Origin of the sequence: Psychrobacter sp. LV10R520-6 (assembly GCF_900182925.1) — a bacterium.
GTDB lineage: Bacteria > Pseudomonadota > Gammaproteobacteria > Pseudomonadales > Moraxellaceae > Psychrobacter.
The window spans coordinates 313023-331815 of sequence record NZ_LT900024.1 but is presented as its reverse complement, the minus strand read 5'-3'; the positions used below and the strand labels follow the sequence as shown (position 1 = coordinate 331815).

Sequence of the window (18793 nt, the reverse complement as noted above, 5' to 3'; positions counted from 1 at the left end):
ACAATATTTAAAACGGTTTCAGACTTGGCAGACACGTAGTTTCAAGATTGCATGTGCATTTGGTCTTTGTCACTAAATATAGAGGCAAGGTATTCACTAAAGAGGTGCTTGATGACCTACGAGTAATACTTGATGAGGTGTGTGTTAAGTTTGACGCTCGGCTTGTTGAGTTTGATGGTGAGGCCGATCAGGTTCACCTTTTGGTTAATTATTCGCCAAAGGTTAGGGTATCGGTCTTGGTTAATAGCTTAAAAGGCGTATCAAGTCGCATGATTCGTAAGAAGCAGTACCCATCTATCGGAATTAATACTAATCCCAATAATTAAAGTTGCGCCCAAGTCCGAGTAGTCAATGACTGAATTCTCTCTGGCTGCTCAAGCAACTTATTCCAAGCCATACAGGCAGCGCTGACAATGGATTCGTAGCTCTCATAACAGCGATTAGACAACTCGTTTTGCTTAAGATACTGCCAGACGTTTTCAGAAGGGTTTAACTCAGGTGAATAAGGCGGCAGTTTAAGCATCGTTACATTAGACTGATTCAAGCTTGGTTGATGCCACAATGCTCCATCCATAACCACAACCGCATGACGATCCTTTGGAACCGCTTTACTAATCTCTTGCATATGCAAGAGCATGGTATGTTTATTAACCCAAGGTAATATCAGTCCCACACTGTTGCCTGTTTTAGGACAAAAGGCACCAAAGATATAGGTTGATAAGAACTGCTGCTGTCTGATAAGCCGAGGTCTTTGCCCGCGGTAATGCCAGACTCGAGTCAGTGATCCTTGTTGTCCTATGCGAGTTTCATCTTGAAACCAGATATCGACTTGTTGACAGTCAATACCTTCAGGTAATACCTCTTTGACACGGGTTATAAAGTTTTTTTAAAAGTTTCTTGTACTTCTTCATCTGCTTTTGGGTGTTGACTACGAGCACTTATCCAGCTCATACCGATACGCTTTAACATCTCGTAAATACCGTTAACGGTATAGTGAGCGTTATAGTGTTCTTTGGCTATCTGTTGGATGTCTTGACCGGTTAGACGACCGCCAGCTCGCTTTTCTTGCTCAGATACGATCATGGCTTTGAAGGCATCTATGTCGGATTCCGCCAGTTTGCTGTGTCGACCTCGGCGGGGACGGTCATAGATACTGTCAAGTCCCCGTTGAAGATAACGTTTCTTGGTGCGTCTGGCAGTTTCAGGGTGAATGTAGAGGTCTTTGGCAATATCGTTAGTGGCTTTGCCTATGCTATATTGATATAGCATAAGGAGACGTTGGCGAGCTCTGGGGTTACTCTCGGTCTTCGAGAGTTTGCCAAAGTCATGATCTTTTAGGGTGTCTGTTGGTATAGTCATAGCTGAATTATACTATATATTTTGGGTTTGGTATAAGTTGTGGGGCGATGCGCTATGGTCGCCCAGCTACTTTGCAGGCAGTTGCGGAGGTGCGCCACTCGACGTTATACGTCAATACATAGAGCAACAAAAAACACCTGACTGATACGCCTGATAGCCTCGCCCTGAATGGCGAGGTGTTACGGCGCTAGTTGATAAATAACCATACCAGAATCAGTCATAAGGATAATAAGTTTGAGTAAATTTGATGATTTTGATCATACTGATAATTTAGATGATTTCGATGATTTTTCTGACAATATTGGCTACGGTTTTGACGAGTCATTTAGCGATGGTTGGGACAGCCTGACCCAAGCCATCAGAAAACTATATAACAAAACCACTGACAAGCTTGATGACGAGATAGCGCTGCCGGTTGCGCAACAATATATTAATGATGCGCTGCAAAAGTTCGTGACTGACAATGTAAAAGCTATCTTAGAGCTGCGTGTTGAGCTACATGATGACTGGTTCCGCCTCTACTGCACGGTCAATGCCGCCGGTATCTATGCTGAAGTTGCCAGTAACTTCAGATTGGTTCACGTCCAGCTTGATCGCAATGTTCAGCGCTTCGTCTTTGGACAGCAGACCTATACCGATGTACTTAACTTACGCTGTGAATCCTTTGTGAAGCGCCAAGGTATTAAACTTGCTATCTGGTTTTATCATAGCGTCCTCAAAAAAGATCCTTTAGGCGTCATCTTGGCTTATATCAATATTGCTCGCGCCAAAGAAAATATCATTTATCTTGATATTAATCGTTGGCTCAAAAAGAACAAAAAAATTATGAGCACCTTACATAAAGTGCAAGTGAATTATGGTGAGGTGGAAGAAGAACAGCTTATTTTAAAAACTCAAATTAATTATCGCGACTTATTAGGTTCAAGCAACGGTGAAGATATCATTGGCGATGATGATGAACCTGAGCTGATGCAAGGCTCTGTTAACCCATTGAGCGATGCCACTGAGCCAAGCCAAGAATAATTACTACAGCTTTTAGATGCAGCTACTTTTAAATTAAAACGCCGCGACCTTAACATCAATAAGAGCGCGGCGTTTTTATGTCAATTGATCTATCAATTCACTAATTTAGTATAGTTGAGCTACTTTAAAACGAATACAGTATGGCTGGGAGAAATTTTCGAAGCCTCTGGAGTGACGCAGTCGCACAGCAAGCTAGAAAAATTTTTACCCGCTATACGAAACCATATTATTTGGTACTGACTGTAGTGATTCACTAACACCAGCTCTCTACCAATAATTCTCGACCGCAATATTGCCTTCACCGCGGCGATTCATAACCAGTCCCAAGGTTTTAAGTGCTTCTTTAGTATCGTTTACCATATCTGGATTACCACATAACATAACATGCGTGCTATCCACATCCAACGCAACTCCGGCTTGCTCCTGCAGCGTGCCCTCTAATAGTAGCTTGGGTAGTCGCTCGGTTAGTGCCCCTTCAACATGCTCGCGGGTCACAATCGGAATAAAAATTAATCGAGCCGGATTATCGACCAGCGAGCCAATGTCTTCTTGCAAGCTTTCAATCTTCTCGACATACGCTAGCTCCTCGGACGTACGCGCACTATATACCAGCACAATGTGCTCGTAATCCTGCCAGGTTTGCAGATCTTGTAGCATCGATAAGAACGGCGCCAGCCCCGTTCCGGTAGCCAGTAACCATAAGTCTTTTGAGTGTGGCTTTTGATAACGCGCTAAGGTCAAGAACCCAAACGGAGTGGTATCAAGCAATAACTCATCGCCTACTTCTAGGTATTGCAACTGTGAGGTAAATGCGCCATCTGGAATAACAATAGAGAAAAACTCCAATACTTCATCAAATGGTGAGGAAACAATGGAATAAGCGCGAAAGGTGTCATCATTTAGGGCCACGTCAGATGCCTGCTCTGCGGTGTCATCTTGGCTTTGTCCTGAGCCTTGCTGCTGTTCCGTACTTTGTTGCTGATAGTGTTGCAGATGACTAGGGTTAACGCCCAAACGCACAAATTGTCCAGCAGTAAATTTAAAGCTATCGGGGCGGGCAACGGTAAAACTAAATAAACTGGGTGTCCAGGTGGTTTTACTAAGCACTTTCACGGTTTGAATATTGTCACTCATAAAAATTATTCGCTTATATCATTATTATGTATTTCGTCGTCAGTCTACGTCTTTGATAAAAAGGTATTAAATCTTATGCAAAAAAGCAATAAAAAAGAGGCACCAAGCTTAGCATAAACGTGGCGCCTCTTGGTTTTCTATCAGTAACAGCCGATAAGTAATAGGCAATAGCTAAAAGAACAATATTGCTGCGATTCACTATGTTGTTACAAAGTTTACCCTACCAAATACGCGCTAGACTTGACCATTCAATCAGGCTATTGGGCAATATCCCAAAGAAGACAATAATCGCTGTCACAGCAATCACCATAATACCGCCCATCCGAATACCCCACTGCCCCGCAACGTCAAATTCGATAAACTCTTTTGGACGCTTAAATAACGTTAGCATCACGCGCAGATAATAGAACAAGCCGATTGAGCTACCCAAGACTATCATCGCCGCTAAGAACCAATGGGTCCCTTGTACAGCAGCAAGAATAGCAAATAGCTTGGTAATAAAGCCTGCCGTCAACGGAATACCGGCTAACGACAGCATCATAATAGTCATGACTGCTGTCAGTACCGGACGTCGCCAAAACAGACCCTGATAATGAATTAATTCATCTGCTTCACCCGATAAACGATAAGGACTCGACATCAAGGTCACAACCCCAAAGGCACCGATAGAAGTGAAGGCATAAACCGCCATATACATGCTAGAGATACTGTCAGCGGCTGACCCGATACTAACAATAACGATCAGCACATAACCCATATGGGCAATAGATGAATAACCCAGCAGACGTTTGAGGTTGGTTTGACGTACGGCTAATAAGTTACCTACAAGTATTGATAAGGTCGCCATTACCATAAGAAGCATTTGCACGGATGGCAATGCCAGTAATGCAGTATCGATTAAGAACCGGACGGCAAGCGCCATCATCGCCACTTTAGTAACTGAGGCTAGATAAGTGGCGATAGGTGCGGGCGCGCCTTCATAAACATCTGGCGTCCAAGTATGAAAGGGAGCAGCGGATAGTTTAAAGCCGATACCGAACATCATCATCGCCGCGCCTAGTATCAAGAGGGGCGACTCAAAGAAATCACCTAACATAAGACTAATAGGCTTAAAGGCCAAAGAACCTACTTCTGCATAAATAAACGCCATACCCATCAATAAGGTAGCAGACGCGGTAGCCGACAGCACTAAATACTTAAGCCCTGACTCAAGCGATTTATTACGCATAAAGGTATAAGACAGCAGACCATATAAGGGTACTGATAGCAGCTCTAGACTCATAAAGAACGATGCCATATGCTGAGCACAGACCATCAGCAGCGCGCCAATAGTCGATAGCAACATGAGCAAATATAGCTCATCTTTATTGTCTTTTAGATTGGCCAAATAGGCATACGATAGTGTACAACACGCCAGCGCACAGATAAGAATCACCACCATATTGAACTGGGCAAAATTATCAACAACGAACAGCTGCTCAGCATCTGGTAGCACCGATCCGCTCTCGATCAATCCTGCCATTTGTCCAAGTAAAGTGAACAGCGCAATATTAAGACCGGCTACCGTCAGGGTACCAGTGACGAAATGTGAGCGTTTAATGGTAATAGCAATCATCACTATCAGTGCCGTAGTCACTACCGCAATGATTGGCGCATAAGGCATCAGCCCCATCAAATCATTCATCGTAAATTCATTCATGACTTAACGTGCCTCCATTGCATCAAGTAACTGCGACGCATCTACTTGTGTCACTTGATTGTAAATATACGCATTATTAATCCATTGCATGGCGTGGCTCGAGGTATCCAAAAACGGTTGTGGATACAGTCCGAGCCATACCAAGCCAACGGCTAAAATCAATAGTAGAGACAACTCACGCCTACCCAAGTCTTTTAATGGACGCTCAGGCAAGCCATGTGATTTGGTCTCGCGCATGGCCAATTCTTTGACATTATTGGCCCCAAATAACGCCCGATGGATCAAGATTAGTGAGTATAGACCCGCCAATACTAAGCTAAAGGTCGCGAACACCACAAACACTGGATACTGGGCAAATGAACCCAGCAAAATCATAAATTCACCAATGAAGTTACCCGTACCCGGAATACCAAGGAGCGCTGCACAGAAGAACATGAGTATCGGGGCATAGTAGCGAAATTGTCCCCACATACCGCCCATTAATGTTAGGTCGCGAGTGTGAAGGCGCTCATACAACTGTCCTGCCATGATAAACAGCGCTGCTGAGCTTAAGCCATGCGCCAGCATCTGAATCATTAATCCTTGTAAACTTAGCAAGGTACCGGCATAAATCGCCAGTACCACAAAGCCCATATGCGAGATACTGGTATAAGCGAGCAAACGCTTCATATCGGTCTGCATAAAGGCCAGCCATGCGCCGTAGAAGATACCAATGGTACCTAAAGTCATAGCAATCGGCGCAAAATCTTGTGACGCTGCTGGGAATAAAGGCAATACAAAGCGAATCAAACCATAAGCCGCAGTCTTGATTAGAATCCCTGCCAAATCCACCGAACCGGCCGTTGGTGCTTGCGCATGTGCGTCCGGCAACCAACCATGAAAGGGAACCATCGGCAGCTTAACCGCAAAGCCAATAAAGAAGCACAGCATTATAGGATATTCCCAGCCGCCAAGTGGCGTACCGAGCAAATCGTTATAATTAAAACTAACCACACCGCTAGAAGCATAGCTAATAATAACTAACATCAAGATACCGATGAGCATGATAAGCCCAGACGCTTGGGTATAGATAAAGAACTTAGTAGCGGCGTATTCTTTGGTCTTACCACCGACCACATCATGACCCCAAATAGCGATCAAGAAGTAGATAGGAACCAGCATCATCTCCCAAAAGAAGAAGAACAAGAACATATCAATGGCTAAAAAGACCCCGATAACACCGCCTAAGCTCCATAATAAGTTCAAATGGAAAAAACCAACACGGCGTTGAATCTCATTCCACGAACAAGCAACAGCGGCAACACCCAATAGGCCAGTCAAGGCAACCATCATTAGCGACAAACCATCCATCGCTAAATGGAAGCTAATACCAAAGCTAGGTATCCATGGCACACTAAATTCAGCAACCCAAGGCACTGCAGAGTCAGGTGCAATCACCTGCTTACTCATACCGCCGAAGTCGCCATACTGCCATAACACTAGCGACAGCACAAAGGTCAACGTCATACCAATCAAGGCAATCCAGCGCGGCAGACGCTTATTAAACCGCTCAACCAGCCAGCATAACAATCCTGCAATAAAGGGTATTGCAATTAATGCTGGTAGCATCCACGTTTGTTGTAACTCTATCATCTTATACCACCGTCATCATTACCAGCACCAACAGCACAGCCATACCCAAGCCAAAGCTTGCAGCATAACCTCGAAGTGACCCAGTTTGGGTCGCGGACAACATTTTATTGCCCACTGACGCTAGCTTTGGTAACACCAGCCAGGTCTTATCAACAGGATCGGCTTTGAATAAGTGGCCGATGAGTAAAAAGGGTTTTACAAAAACTAAATCGTACAGCGCATCGAAGCCCATACCGTGATAGCACCAATAATATAGCGCCCCGCCAATGCGTGATTGTTTGAATCTCGCTAGCATACGGCCTTTATCTACCACATATAACAATACGGCTAATATTAGACCTGCGAGCATCGCACCCATGGCGATAAACTCAGCGGTATGTTTATCATGCGCTTGATTGGCCACTTCTAATAAATGGCCAACGCTTTCTGGTAACACGCCTTGTAATGGCGGGGTAATCAACGCACCAACGGCGGTTGATAGTATCAACAATACGCTAAGGGGTAACCAATACGACACGCCAGATAGCTTGTGTGCTTTGGTCTTTTCTTCGCCGAAGAACACAATCCAAATCATACGGAAGGTATATAGCGCGGTTAAGAAAGCACCGAACACGCCCATATAAAATAGAACTTGATGGCCGGTAGCATAGGTTTCCCAAAGGATGGCTTCTTTTGAATAAAAACCAACGGTCACCCAAGGTATCGCGGCAAGCGCACCACCACCGACAATATAACACCAAAATACTAATGGTATCTTCTTACGCAATCCGCCCATCTTGAAGATGTTTTGCTCATGGTGAACGGAGAGAATCACCGCACCTGAGGATAAGAATAATAAGGCTTTAAAGAAGGCATGTGCCATCAGATGAAAAATCGCCCCTTGCCATGCGCCGACACCTAGTGCTAAGAACATATAGCCAATTTGGCTCATAGTCGAATAGGCTAGAATTCGTTTTATATCAGTTTGTGCCAGCGCACATAATCCGGCAACTACTAAGGTCAACGCACCCACACCCCCAACCCAATACAGCAATACGCCAGGGGTCAGTAAAAACAACGGATGCATACGGGCGATTAAATAAACCCCAGCCGTTACCATGGTTGCGGCATGAATCAGTGCTGATACTGGCGTTGGGCCTGCCATCGCATCAGCCAACCAAGTATGTAGTGGCAGTTGTGCTGACTTGCCCATCGCCCCACCAACCAACATCATGGTGGTCAAAATCATGGTTGGATTATTAACATCAAACACCTCAGGGGCGCGAGTAATAATCTCTTGAATATTGAGTGTGCCAAATTCGCGGAATAATAAAAACAGCCCAAAAGCTAAGAACACATCACCAATACGGGTGACGATAAAGGCCTTCATAGCAGCGCGACCATTGGCACGGTCTTGGAAATAAAAACCAATCAGCAAGTAAGAACAAATACCCACCCCTTCCCAGCCGAGATATAGCAGTAGTAAATTATCGCCCAATACCAGTAATATCATACTGGCGACAAACAAATTCATATAGCTAAAGAAGCGCGCAAAGCCGGGGTCACCTTTCATATACCAAGCGGCAAACAGATGAATCAAAAAGCCAACGCCAGTAATCACACCCATCATGGTTAGTGCTAAGCCATCAAAGCTTAAGCCAAAGCTTGGCGCAAAGTCACCCACTTGAAACCACGTCCATAGCGGTATTTCTATTACGGTACCCGCCGGATACGTCGTCAAAAAGACAAAACTAGCTACCAGCGTACATAATGCCGATAGTAACATGCTCCCCACACCGACAAACGCGGCAGCCTGTTCAGTTAACCGATCGCGCATAAAGGCTAAGATCAAAAAGCCAATGAGCGGGAATATAAAGGTTAATGGTAATAAACTCATGACATCATCCTTTCATCTCATTGGCGCTGTCGACATCGAGATGCCCACGCTTATGATAAAACTGCAATAATATTGCCAGACCTATTGCTGCTTCAGCCGCTGCTAAAGTCAAAATAAGGATAAACATAACTTGTCCATCTGGATCGACCCAGCGACTGCCGGCCACTATAAATGCCAATGCGGCAGCATTCATCATGATCTCAAGACTCATCAGCATAAACAAGAAGTTGCGTCGTACCATCACGCCGCACAGACCAATAGCGAATAAAATACCTACCAATATTAGTCCATGACTCATGGGTATCACACCCCATACATTCTGCCCCTCAGTAACCGGCTGTACTAAGCCTGCTACTTCGTGGGCAAACGGCACGTTTGACACCTCTTGTGCCACGCTTACTGCTAGTACCATCAGTCTGACTCCTTGCGCGTGACTTTCTGCATGCCCACCTGCATACCTACGTAATCATGTGGGTCTACTGCTTCATATACATAAGGCTTAGCCATCTCAACCGCATCGTGACTATTGTGGCTCTTGCCATCATTATTGTCGTACTCTTTAATGCTACCAACACTTGGGCTAAAGGCTTGACTGTCATTACCGATAATCTCGTCATCTATGGACTCTTTACCCAAGTGATAAGCCGCAACTAAGGCTGCAAGTAGCAATAGTGCCGCCACTTCAACCAGCATAATATACTTACTAAATAACGCGGTACCGACCGCTTTAGCGGGAACACTGACCCCACCGATAACGGCAGCTTCGTCATGATTGAGCCCAATCATCGCATACAGCACAACTGCAATAATAAGTGTCAGCCCCGTAGGTACTGCCCATGTTCTCGCATCAAGCCAGCGCTCTTCTCGCGCGTCATTCTCCATACCTAAATTGAGCATCATAATCACAAAGACAAACAATATCAAAATCGCACCGGCATAGACTATAATCTCAAGCGCACCAGCAAATGGCGCACCCAAAATGAACATGATGCCTGCCACAGCCAACAGCGACACAATCATTGATAAAATAGCATGCACTGGATTGGCATGAATAACGACGCGCAGACTGGCAAATATAGCCACCGCCGCTAACGCATAAAACCCTACCAAATCAGGGTGGTTCAAAAAATCCATCATGGCAGCAAGCTCCTTAGATCAATAGGTGCCGCTTCGTTTTGCGCCGCGCCTTTTGGTTTATCTGTCAACGCCATACCGGATACGCGATAATAGTTATAATCAGGATATTTACCCGGCCCTGAGATGAGCAAATGCTCTTTTTCATAGACTAAATCTTGACGCACATATTCACCCATTTCAAAATCAGGGGTCATTTGAATGGCTGTGGTTGGACAAGCTTCTTCGCACAGTCCGCAAAAGATGCAGCGCGAGAAGTTGATACGGAAAAACTCTGGATACCAGCGCCCATCTTCGCGCTCGGCCTTTTGTAGAGAAATACAGCCAACTGGACAGGCCACTGCACATAAGTTACAAGCGACGCAGCGCTCATCGCCGTCAGGATCACGGGACAATATGATACGTCCACGAAACCGCGGCGGCACTGGTACTGGCACTTCAGGATACAAGATGGTATCGCGTGGCCGTATCGCGTGGCTATTGACCATCCACATGCTGCGAACAATGGTAAACATACCAATGACAGTCTCTTTTATGGCCGTAAAAAAAGGTGCTAACATGGAACTTTCCTTTGCATATTTGCAATGCTAAATGACTGGGTTTATCCCAAATACTAGGTTTATCCCAAGTAGGGATAAAGTTGCTCACCAATACGGGCAATCGCCTCATTTCTATCCGCAAAACTTGCGGTTGTCTCTACAATAAATAAGCTAACAAAATAAGGTATTCTTCTTTCATTCCAAACTACCGCGATGATTTTGCATGGACCTTTCGAGCTTGCACTCGTTCTATCTGCACTCTGCCAGTTGCCCAGTAACCAGTTGTTCGGTAAATAGTTACGCAATAAATCTATGATTAAATATTTAATCCATCATCAGTAAAATAACTGCAGCGGTAACCAGCAGATTAATCAAAGTCACTGGTAGGCAAACTTTCCAACCAAAATTCATTACCTGGTCGTAGCGCGGACGCATCAATGAGCCCCGTGCCAAAATAAATAGGGTCATAAAGAATAATGTCTTAATCATGAACCAAAAAGTGGGTGGAACAAACGGAATATCTAAGTTAAAAGGCGCAAGCCAACCACCAAAGAACAAACAAGTCATCAAGGCAGATATCAGCACTACGTTAACGTATTCACCAATAAAGAACATACCAAACTTCATGCCAGAATATTCGACATGATAACCCTCAGCTAGTTCTTGTTCTGCTTCTGGCTGATCAAAAGGATGTCTGTGCGTGACTGCCACCCCTGCCACTACAAAGGTTAAAAAACCAAAAAACTGCGGAATGATATACCAGCCATCAATTTGTGACTCGACAATCTCGCGTAGGTTAAATGAGCCGGTCAACGCGACCACGCCCATTAATGACAATCCTAAAAACACCTCGTAACTGATGGTTTGCGCCGCAGAACGGAGTCCACCAAGTAGCGAGAACTTATTCGCTGATGCCCAGCCGCCAAACATTACCGCATAAACAGCAATACCAGCCATAGCAAAGAAGAATAATATACCAATATCCCAGTCAGCCACACCAAGCGTTGGCGATACCGGAATAATGATAAAAGAAGCCAGCGCGGTAAACATTGCCATTGCCGGCGCCAGGGTAAAAATAAACTTATCCGTAAACTTCGGGGTCCAGTCTTCTTTAAAGAAGATTTTGAGCATATCGGCAACTAATTGCAGAGAGCCAAAAGGTCCTACACGGTTAGGGCCATAGCGATCTTGCCAAAGCGCAAGCATCCGGCGCTCATAAATAATCATCATAGCAGCCACAATAACGACCACCAAAAAGATAACTATCGATTGCACCACCATAAATAGAATCGACCAAGTATCTAAAGTCATACTACCGGCCAAAAAGCTCGGCACATCAGGAATAATACGGGTCACTTGCATATTACACCTCCTGAGTTGTGGTCGGCGCTGCTGTTATATGCGTCGCGCGATCAACATTAGAATTAGCATCAGCAGTATCGTTTGCCATGGCACCGGTCATAGTAACAACATCTACAGGCTCATCAACTTTACGTACCGAAGCTGGCAGGGAAGGGTGGATAATATCTACCTGCCCGACCGGATAACCAATACACCCTTCGGCTAAATAATGTACCAGTTGCACAGGTAAAGTGACTTGCTGGTTGTCAATTTCGATGGCTAAATAATCACCATCCGCAATTTCCCAATCTTGAGCATCTTCAATACCAATACGCCAAGCGGCAATCGGTAATTGTCCAGCGACGATTGGGCTACGTGATGCCATCATCGAGCTGGCATAAATATTATAAACAGGCACTAGCTTGGCTTGCCCTTGCTGAATATTCGTAGTGGTCAGAGACGTTGCTTGCGGCGCAATATATTGACGGATCGCTAAGCGCTGTAGCTGATCAAATAAGCGCACACCAGGATCACCGTTCTTCAGACTGCCACCGACTTTATCTTGATATTTATTCCACGCTTGTGGTGAGTTCCAGCCAGGTGATTGGGCAAAAGGAATCATCGAGCTTGGCGTCTGATTACCGCTATAGCCTTCCATTGAAAAGGTCAAACCAGTATCCAAATCTTTGGGCTGCATAGGCTCATGCACTGACATTTGCGCACGCATCGAGGTACGACCTGAATAGCGGCGCGGCTCACGGGCAATCTTTAGACCGGTAATGCGATAATCAGCATCCGGAGCCGCGTCCTTAATACCGGCAAGCTTTGGATGGGTCGCTATCAAAGCATTTATCACATCATCAAGCTGGGTCCAATCAACAGGCTTACCTATTAAACTGCTATGAACCGCGTGCAACCAGCGCCAGCCTTCTTTAATACTACTAAGCGGATGATAATAGTTGTTGTCATAAACTTGGAAGAATCGCTGAGCACGGCCTTCAGCGGATACCAATGTTCCATCCGCTTCGGCAAAGCTTGCCGCTGGTAGTACAATATCGACATCTTTATGCCAATCTAATAGCTGATGATCGAGTGCAATAACAGTTTTATCTGCTAGTAGCTGCGTGAGTTTCTGTGCATCAATTGCATCGGTTAGCTGATTTTCAGCGACCACGACCACATCAAAGTCCGTCGCCAATAGCTCTTCTACTGACCGTCCACCCAGTAGACATACGCCCATGCTATTAGCATCAATCACGGTCAGATAAATACCTGCTTGCGCACGATAGTTGGTATTTTTTTCTCTAAGCTCAAGCTCAGTAGCTGGCTCACGCTCAATATCGTCTTGTTCCTCTTTATCGGCACCGGTTTCAAGCTTAGCAGGTTTGGCAGCCAGTTCCTTATCTTCGGTAGGCTGAGCAGTTTCAGCAATTGCTTCAGCCGCTTGAACCTTCTCATTACGAACCTTGGCATTGTGAGTTTCAACTTGCTCATGTTCAGTCGCTTTGATAGCCGCACGCTTTTGGCTGAGCGCCTGAGTGATTTGTGCCGCAGCTTCAATCAACGCAACAGAGGACAAACCAGTACCTGAGATAACCAGCGGTTGATCTGCTCGTACTAAGTCATAAGCAATTTGCTGTGCCAGCGCTTGCATAGGATCAGACTCTTCTACTTGATCTTGCTCTAATGCTTGAGTAGGCGAAGATTCAGACACTTGCGGATCTGTTATTTGTGATAAGTCATCTGCTAGTAGGTTAATCTCATCAGCAACTTTAAAGCCCAGCTTAGTAATATCTTCAGGAGTCGCTACCACGCTGACTTTGCTAATATCATCGAGTTTAGTTTGGGTGACGTCGATAATATAAACCGGACTGAGCGCGCCTTGAGCGATACGTTCTACCGGTTCTGCTAGCCATTCTTGGGTTTTGGCAGCGGCGGCCATTTTGACGGCTTCATTTTTTGCGGCTTGCCGTACTGATAATGCCACCCGTGCTGAAGTCTGAGTGATATCTTCACCCAAAATTAGCACTGCATCATGGCTTTCAATGTCAGTCATGCCTGGATTATAAATACCTTCAGTACTTAACACCTCAATGCATTTATTCACTAAGGCCTGTTGTTGATGATTGAGACCAGTTGAGAAGTTATCAAAACCTACTAGATTCTTTAGCGCAAAGTTAGTTTCTAAACTGGTGCGCGGTGAGCCAATACCAATCACTTTTTTGTCTTTGAGGCGTTTGATGGTTTCATCGAGGGCGTAGTCAATATTGATTTTGACATGTTTGTCATTGATACGTTCAAGCGCTTGGGTTGGGCGATCGTCACGATTGACGTAACCATAACCAAAGCGGCCACGGTCGCATAAGAAGTAACGATTCACTTCCCCATTATAGCGGTTTTCAATACGGCGCAACTCACCATAACGTTCACCGGCTGAGATATTACAGCCCGCCGAGCAGCCATGACAAATGCTAGGGGCATATTGCATATCCCATTTACGGTTATAGCGCTCAGAATGGGTTTTATCCGTGAATACACCGGTTGGACAGACTTCGGTCAAGTTACCCGAAAATTCACTTTCAAATTGACCATCAGTATCACGGCCGAAATAGACCCGGTTGCTCGAGGAAAAAACACCCAAATCTTCGCCGCCGGCATAGTCGTTATAAAAGCGCACACAACGATAGCAGGCGATACAGCGGTTCATTTCATGGCCAATAAATGGCCCAAGCTCTTGGTTATGATGGGTGCGTTTGGTAAAGCGATAGCGGCGACGGTGATGACCTGACATATAAGTCATATCTTGCAAATGACAGTGACCACCCTCTTCACAAGTTGGGCAATCATGAGGATGGTTGGTCATTAAGAACTCAACAATCGACTGCCGAAAGGCTTTTGCTTCTTCGTCATCGACTGAGATGTACATATCTTCAGTGGGCGCGACCATACATGACATTACTAATTTACCGCGTCCAGCTTCTAAGTCTTCTTTGTCTTTATACTGCTTAACCGCGCACTGACGGCACGAACCTACCGAACCTAAAGCAGGATGATAACAAAAATACGGCACATCAATGCCGAGTGACAAGCATGCTTGGAGCAAATTGTCTGCGCTATCTACTTCGACAGTGGTTCCATCAATATGTATGACTGCCATGCCGCTCTCCTTATTTCACTACTGGCTGTTGACTGGCTGCAGCCTCAATGACATCTACACCAACCGCCTGTGCAATTTTTTGATCGAACTCAGGACGGAAATATTTAATCGCACTCATGAGGGGTTCCATCGCACCGGGGGCGTGCGCGCAGAACGTTTTCCCAAGCCACAAGTCACGGGTTAGGCCTTCAAGCTTCTCTACATCGCCTATCTGCCCTTCGCCATCATTAATAGCAGTGAGCAATTTAACACCCCACGGCAAACCATCACGGCACGGTGTACACCAACCGCATGATTCACGCTGAAAGAAAAGCTCAAGGTTACGCAGTAGCGGCACCATATCTTGTTGTTCATCGACTACCATAATTAGCCCTGTACCCATTCGGCTACCAGCTTTTTGAATAGTATCAAAATCTACTACCACATCTAAATGATCAGCTGTCAAAAAGTCGGTTGACGCACCGCCCGGTAACCAGGCTTTAAGCGTGCGTCCCTCTTGCATACCGCCAGCGAAGTCTTCAATAACCTCCCGCGCGGTATAACCAAAAGGCAGTTCCCAAAGACCCGGATCATTAACCAGTCCGGAACAACCAAACAGCTTAGTGCCTGGGGTTTCGACCACGCCTTTAGCCTTTGGCAAATCTTGATACCATGCGCTGCCATGCAAAATAATGGCGGGCACATTATGAAGGGTTTCAACGTTGTTAACTACCGTTGGTCGACCCCATGCCCCTGACACTTGCGGAAATGGTGGCTTGGTACGTGGAATGGCACGGCGACCTTCTAAACAACTGAGTAGCGCCGTCTCTTCACCGCAGATATAGCGACCTACGCCGGTATGCACATGTAGATCAAAGTTAAAGCCCGAGCCTAAGATATCGTCGCCAAGGATATTATTGGCCTTTAACTCTTCAATAGCAGCCGTTAAACGCTCAGCAGCCAGAATGTATTCACCGCGAATAAAGATATAACCAGCCGTTACGCGAAGGGCATAAGCAGATATAATCATGCCTTCGATAAGCTGTAATGGTAAACGCTCCATTAACAAGCGATCTTTAAAAGTACCCGGCTCCATCTCATCAGCATTACAAACTAAGTAGCGCGGCCCGCCATCGGGTGGCGCCATTAGTGACCACTTAATACCCGCTGGGAAACCTGCACCGCCACGACCTTTGACCACTGCTTCTTTAACCGTATTTAGGGTGGCATCTGGCGATTGATTCAAAGCCATTTTAAGCGCTTCAAACCCGCGCAGTGATTCGTAAGTAGCAAGGTCTAATATCGCATCGTGATGCGCTAAACGCCATGTCAGCGGTTTGGTTTCACTAGTAGCGGTCGCTTTATCACCATAAACAGCGATGCGCTGCTCATTAAGTTGGCTTGGCGCTTTACCTTGGCTGCGAAGAGCAATCTGCTCTGAAACGGTTAATCTCATGCGTATAGCTCCAATAACTGGGCGACTTCATCAGGCTGAACAGGGCCATAAGTATCTTCATCAATCAACACCGCAGGGCCTTTATCACAGTTGCCCAAACAGCAAATCGGTAATATTGTAAAACGGCCATCGCTAGTGGTCTGACCATACTCGATACCCAGTTGAGATCTTAGCTCAGTGGACAACGCTTCGTAACCCGTCAAGAAGCACGCTACTGAATCGCAAATTAAGATTACATGACGACCAACAGGCTGGCGATAGATTCGATTGAAGAAGGTTGCAACCCCATCGATATCCGTTACTGGAATATCTAATATATTGGCAATGGCATTGACCTGTGCATCATCAACCCAGCCATTACGCTTTTGCACAATTTTTAGCGCATCTAGCGAAGCGGAACGAGCTTGCGGATAATGGTGCATAAACTCGTGAATAGCCTCAATTTCTTGAGCGGTTAGAATACTTGCCACATTCACTGTTGGCGCTTTATCGGAAACAATTTTCATATCTTGTCTTTATCCTCACTCATCACGCTGTGTCAGATTGCGACTGTCGCCACAGTTGAAATGCTACAGCGTTTTGGTGTGCCTATTGGCGATAACATATTGATTAGATTATTTATTACAGCTACAGCAATTAACTTTTAAACACTAACTTTTGAGCATTGTATTTTCAATTTAGTAACCGCTAACGGTCACAATCTGCCATCACAATATCGATGGAGGCCAGATACATGATAGCGTCAGATACCAATGAGCCATTAATAACCGATGGCATCTGCTGTAAATGCGCAAATGTCGGTGTGCGAATACGCGTACGATAGCTCATGGTGGCGTGATCGGAGGTAATATAATAGCTATTAAGACCTTTGGTGGCTTCGACCATCGTCGAGCACTCACCGGCTGGCATCACAGGACCCCAAGAGACTGAGAGAAAATGGTTAATCAAAGTTTCAATATCATTTAAGGTACGGTCTTTCGGTGGTGGTACCGTTAAAGGATGATCCGCTTTATAAGGGCCTTGGGGCATATTATCCATACACTGTTTGATAATACGCATTGATTGGCGGATCTCTTCGATTTTGATCATACAGCGATCATAGGCATCACCGTTATGACCAAGCGGCACTTCAAAATCGAAGTTTTCATAACCCATATACGGACGCGCTTTACGCAAATCAAAATCGACACCCGTTGCACGTAGACCTGCACCCGTCACACCCCAAGCCAATGCTTGCTTGGCATCATACTGAGCGACGCCTTGGGTACGACCTTTAAGCACGCTATTCATCATCGCTACTTTGACATATTCATCCAAACGCTTGGGCATCCAGTCCAAGAACTCGCGAACCAAACGCTGCCAACCACGCGGTAAATCCATCGCTGTACCGCCAATACGGAACCATGCCGGATGCATCCGATAACCGGTAACCGCTTCAATCACGTCATACGCTTTTTGGCGATCGGTAAATGCATAGAAGACGGGCGTCATACCACCCGCATCTTGAATAAACGTACCGACAAACAATAAATTGTTGGTAATTCGGAAAAACTCACTCATCATCACGCGAATGGTTTCAGCGCGAGCTGGAATAGTGATGCCTGCCAGCTTTTCGACCGACATGATATAAGGCAGCTCATTCATCACGCCGCCGAGATAATCAATCCGGTCGGTATAAGGAATATAAGAATGCCACGTTTGGCGCTCAGCCATTTTTTCTGCGCCGCGATGGTGATAGCCAATATCTGGAATACAGTCAATGACCTCTTCGCCATCAAGCTGCAACACCAATCTAAAGGCACCGTGAGCTGAGGGATGGTTAGGACCAATGTTCAAGAACATAAAGTCTTCATCACGCCCTGAACGCTTCATGCCCCATTCTTCAGGGACGAAGCGCAGGTTTTCTTGCTCATACTGCTGCTTGGCGTTATTAAGGAAATACGGGGTAAATTCAGTCGCACGCGCATGATATTCTTTACGTAGCGGATGTCCTTCCCAGTACTTAGGTAATAAGATACGGGTTAAATGCGGATGGCCGCTAAAAACAATCCCGAACATATCCCATACTTCGCGCTCATACCAATTGGCATTGGGCCAAATCTTGGTAGCACTGGGTATATTTAAGTCATCTTCACTGAGCGCCACTTTGATACGTACATCACTATTACGCTCAAGCGACATCAAGTGATAAAACACCGTAAAGTCACTAGCTGGCAGTCCCTGACGATGCTGACGCAGGCGCTCATCTATCGCCGATAAGTCAAACAACATGACATACGGCTTAGGCAGCTTGCGTAAGTACATTAATATGTCTAATACATCAGCGCGCGCCACCCACACCGTTGGAATTTCATCAACGGTCTGCTGCACGACAAACTTACCGGCATATTCATGTTCCAGCTCTTTGATGACCGCTGGTACAAGTTTAATCTTAGGATCTGTATTTTCAACTACCGTGACCATG

15 protein-coding genes and 2 pseudogenes are annotated in these 18793 nt (G+C 45.6%); 3 read left to right on the top strand and 14 right to left on the bottom strand.

The features are described from left to right. Positions 1 to 11: 11 nt before the first annotated feature. A pseudogene (gene tnpA / locus U1P77_RS01480) lies at positions 12 to 287 on the top strand (IS200/IS605 family transposase); the annotation flags it as partial. A gap of 35 nt (positions 288 to 322) precedes the next feature. On the opposite strand, the gene U1P77_RS01475 reads toward tnpA, so the two are convergent. After that, positions 323 to 877, bottom strand: coding sequence for an IS630 family transposase (locus U1P77_RS01475; protein WP_321156582.1), 555 nt, complete (start codon positions 875 to 877; stop codon positions 323 to 325). Then, a complete protein-coding gene (locus U1P77_RS01470; protein ID WP_321155666.1) occupies positions 874 to 1359 on the bottom strand; it encodes a winged helix-turn-helix domain-containing protein in 486 nt (161 codons plus the stop codon). Before U1P77_RS01470 ends, U1P77_RS01475 begins: the two co-directional genes overlap by 4 nt. 46 nt (positions 1360 to 1405) lie before the next feature. Between U1P77_RS01470 and U1P77_RS01465 the strand changes: the two are divergent. Together U1P77_RS01465 and U1P77_RS01460 are read left to right on the top strand one after the other, a co-directional pair. Continuing rightward, positions 1406 to 1504: pseudogene (locus U1P77_RS01465) on the top strand (transposase); the annotation flags it as partial. Positions 1505 to 1593: 89 nt separating this feature from the next. Continuing rightward, positions 1594 to 2382: a hypothetical protein gene (locus U1P77_RS01460; RefSeq protein WP_321155665.1), complete on the top strand. Its 789-nt coding sequence runs from the start codon at positions 1594 to 1596 to the stop codon at positions 2380 to 2382. Positions 2383 to 2649: 267 nt separating this feature from the next. On the opposite strand, the gene U1P77_RS01455 is transcribed toward U1P77_RS01460, so the two are convergent. The 12 genes from U1P77_RS01455 to nuoC form a co-directional block, all read right to left on the bottom strand. Further along, positions 2650 to 3516, bottom strand: a complete 867-nt coding sequence (locus tag U1P77_RS01455; protein ID WP_321155664.1) for a ferredoxin--NADP reductase — start codon at positions 3514 to 3516, stop codon at positions 2650 to 2652. A gap of 220 nt (positions 3517 to 3736) precedes the next feature. Further along, on the bottom strand, positions 3737 to 5215 hold the full coding sequence (locus U1P77_RS01450; protein ID WP_321155663.1) for an NADH-quinone oxidoreductase subunit N: 1479 nt from the start codon (positions 5213 to 5215) through the stop codon (positions 3737 to 3739). A gap of 3 nt (positions 5216 to 5218) precedes the next feature. Further along, positions 5219 to 6847 carry an NADH-quinone oxidoreductase subunit M gene (gene nuoM, locus U1P77_RS01445; RefSeq protein ID WP_321155662.1) on the bottom strand — a complete coding sequence of 543 codons (1629 nt, stop codon included), beginning with the start codon at positions 6845 to 6847 and terminating at the stop codon, positions 5219 to 5221. 1 nt (position 6848) lies between these two features. After that, complete coding sequence (nuoL, locus tag U1P77_RS01440; protein ID WP_321155661.1) at positions 6849 to 8723, bottom strand: NADH-quinone oxidoreductase subunit L; 1875 nt, start codon at positions 8721 to 8723, stop codon at positions 6849 to 6851. A 4-nt stretch (positions 8724 to 8727) separates the two neighbouring features. After that, a complete protein-coding gene (gene nuoK, locus U1P77_RS01435; protein ID WP_321156581.1) occupies positions 8728 to 9021 on the bottom strand; it encodes an NADH-quinone oxidoreductase subunit NuoK in 294 nt (97 codons plus the stop codon). Between the two features lie 113 nt (positions 9022 to 9134). Further along, complete coding sequence (nuoJ, locus tag U1P77_RS01430) at positions 9135 to 9860, bottom strand: NADH-quinone oxidoreductase subunit J (RefSeq protein WP_321155660.1); 726 nt, start codon at positions 9858 to 9860, stop codon at positions 9135 to 9137. Continuing rightward, positions 9857 to 10372 carry an NADH-quinone oxidoreductase subunit NuoI gene (gene nuoI, locus U1P77_RS01425; RefSeq protein ID WP_414479059.1) on the bottom strand — a complete coding sequence of 172 codons (516 nt, stop codon included), beginning with the start codon at positions 10370 to 10372 and terminating at the stop codon, positions 9857 to 9859. The genes nuoJ and nuoI overlap by 4 nt, the downstream gene beginning before the upstream one ends. Before the next feature lie 348 nt (positions 10373 to 10720). Next, positions 10721 to 11707 (bottom strand): NADH-quinone oxidoreductase subunit NuoH, encoded by a 987-nt coding sequence (gene nuoH / locus U1P77_RS01420; RefSeq protein ID WP_321156580.1) that lies wholly within the window; start codon positions 11705 to 11707, stop codon positions 10721 to 10723. 52 nt (positions 11708 to 11759) lie between these two features. Beyond that, the gene (nuoG, locus tag U1P77_RS01415) at positions 11760 to 14894 is read right to left on the bottom strand and encodes an NADH-quinone oxidoreductase subunit NuoG (protein WP_321155658.1); all 3135 of its coding nucleotides are present in this window, start codon (positions 14892 to 14894) and stop codon (positions 11760 to 11762) included. Positions 14895 to 14904: 10 nt separating this feature from the next. Continuing rightward, positions 14905 to 16329 carry an NADH-quinone oxidoreductase subunit NuoF gene (gene nuoF / locus U1P77_RS01410; RefSeq protein WP_321155657.1) on the bottom strand — a complete coding sequence of 475 codons (1425 nt, stop codon included), beginning with the start codon at positions 16327 to 16329 and terminating at the stop codon, positions 14905 to 14907. Next, on the bottom strand, positions 16326 to 16835 hold the full coding sequence (gene nuoE, locus U1P77_RS01405) for an NADH-quinone oxidoreductase subunit NuoE (RefSeq protein WP_201557481.1): 510 nt from the start codon (positions 16833 to 16835) through the stop codon (positions 16326 to 16328). The genes nuoF and nuoE overlap by 4 nt, the downstream gene beginning before the upstream one ends. 181 nt (positions 16836 to 17016) lie before the next feature. Further along, positions 17017 to 18792, bottom strand: a complete 1776-nt coding sequence (gene nuoC / locus U1P77_RS01400) for an NADH-quinone oxidoreductase subunit C/D (RefSeq protein ID WP_321155656.1) — start codon at positions 18790 to 18792, stop codon at positions 17017 to 17019. Between the last annotated feature and the right edge of the window lies 1 nt (position 18793).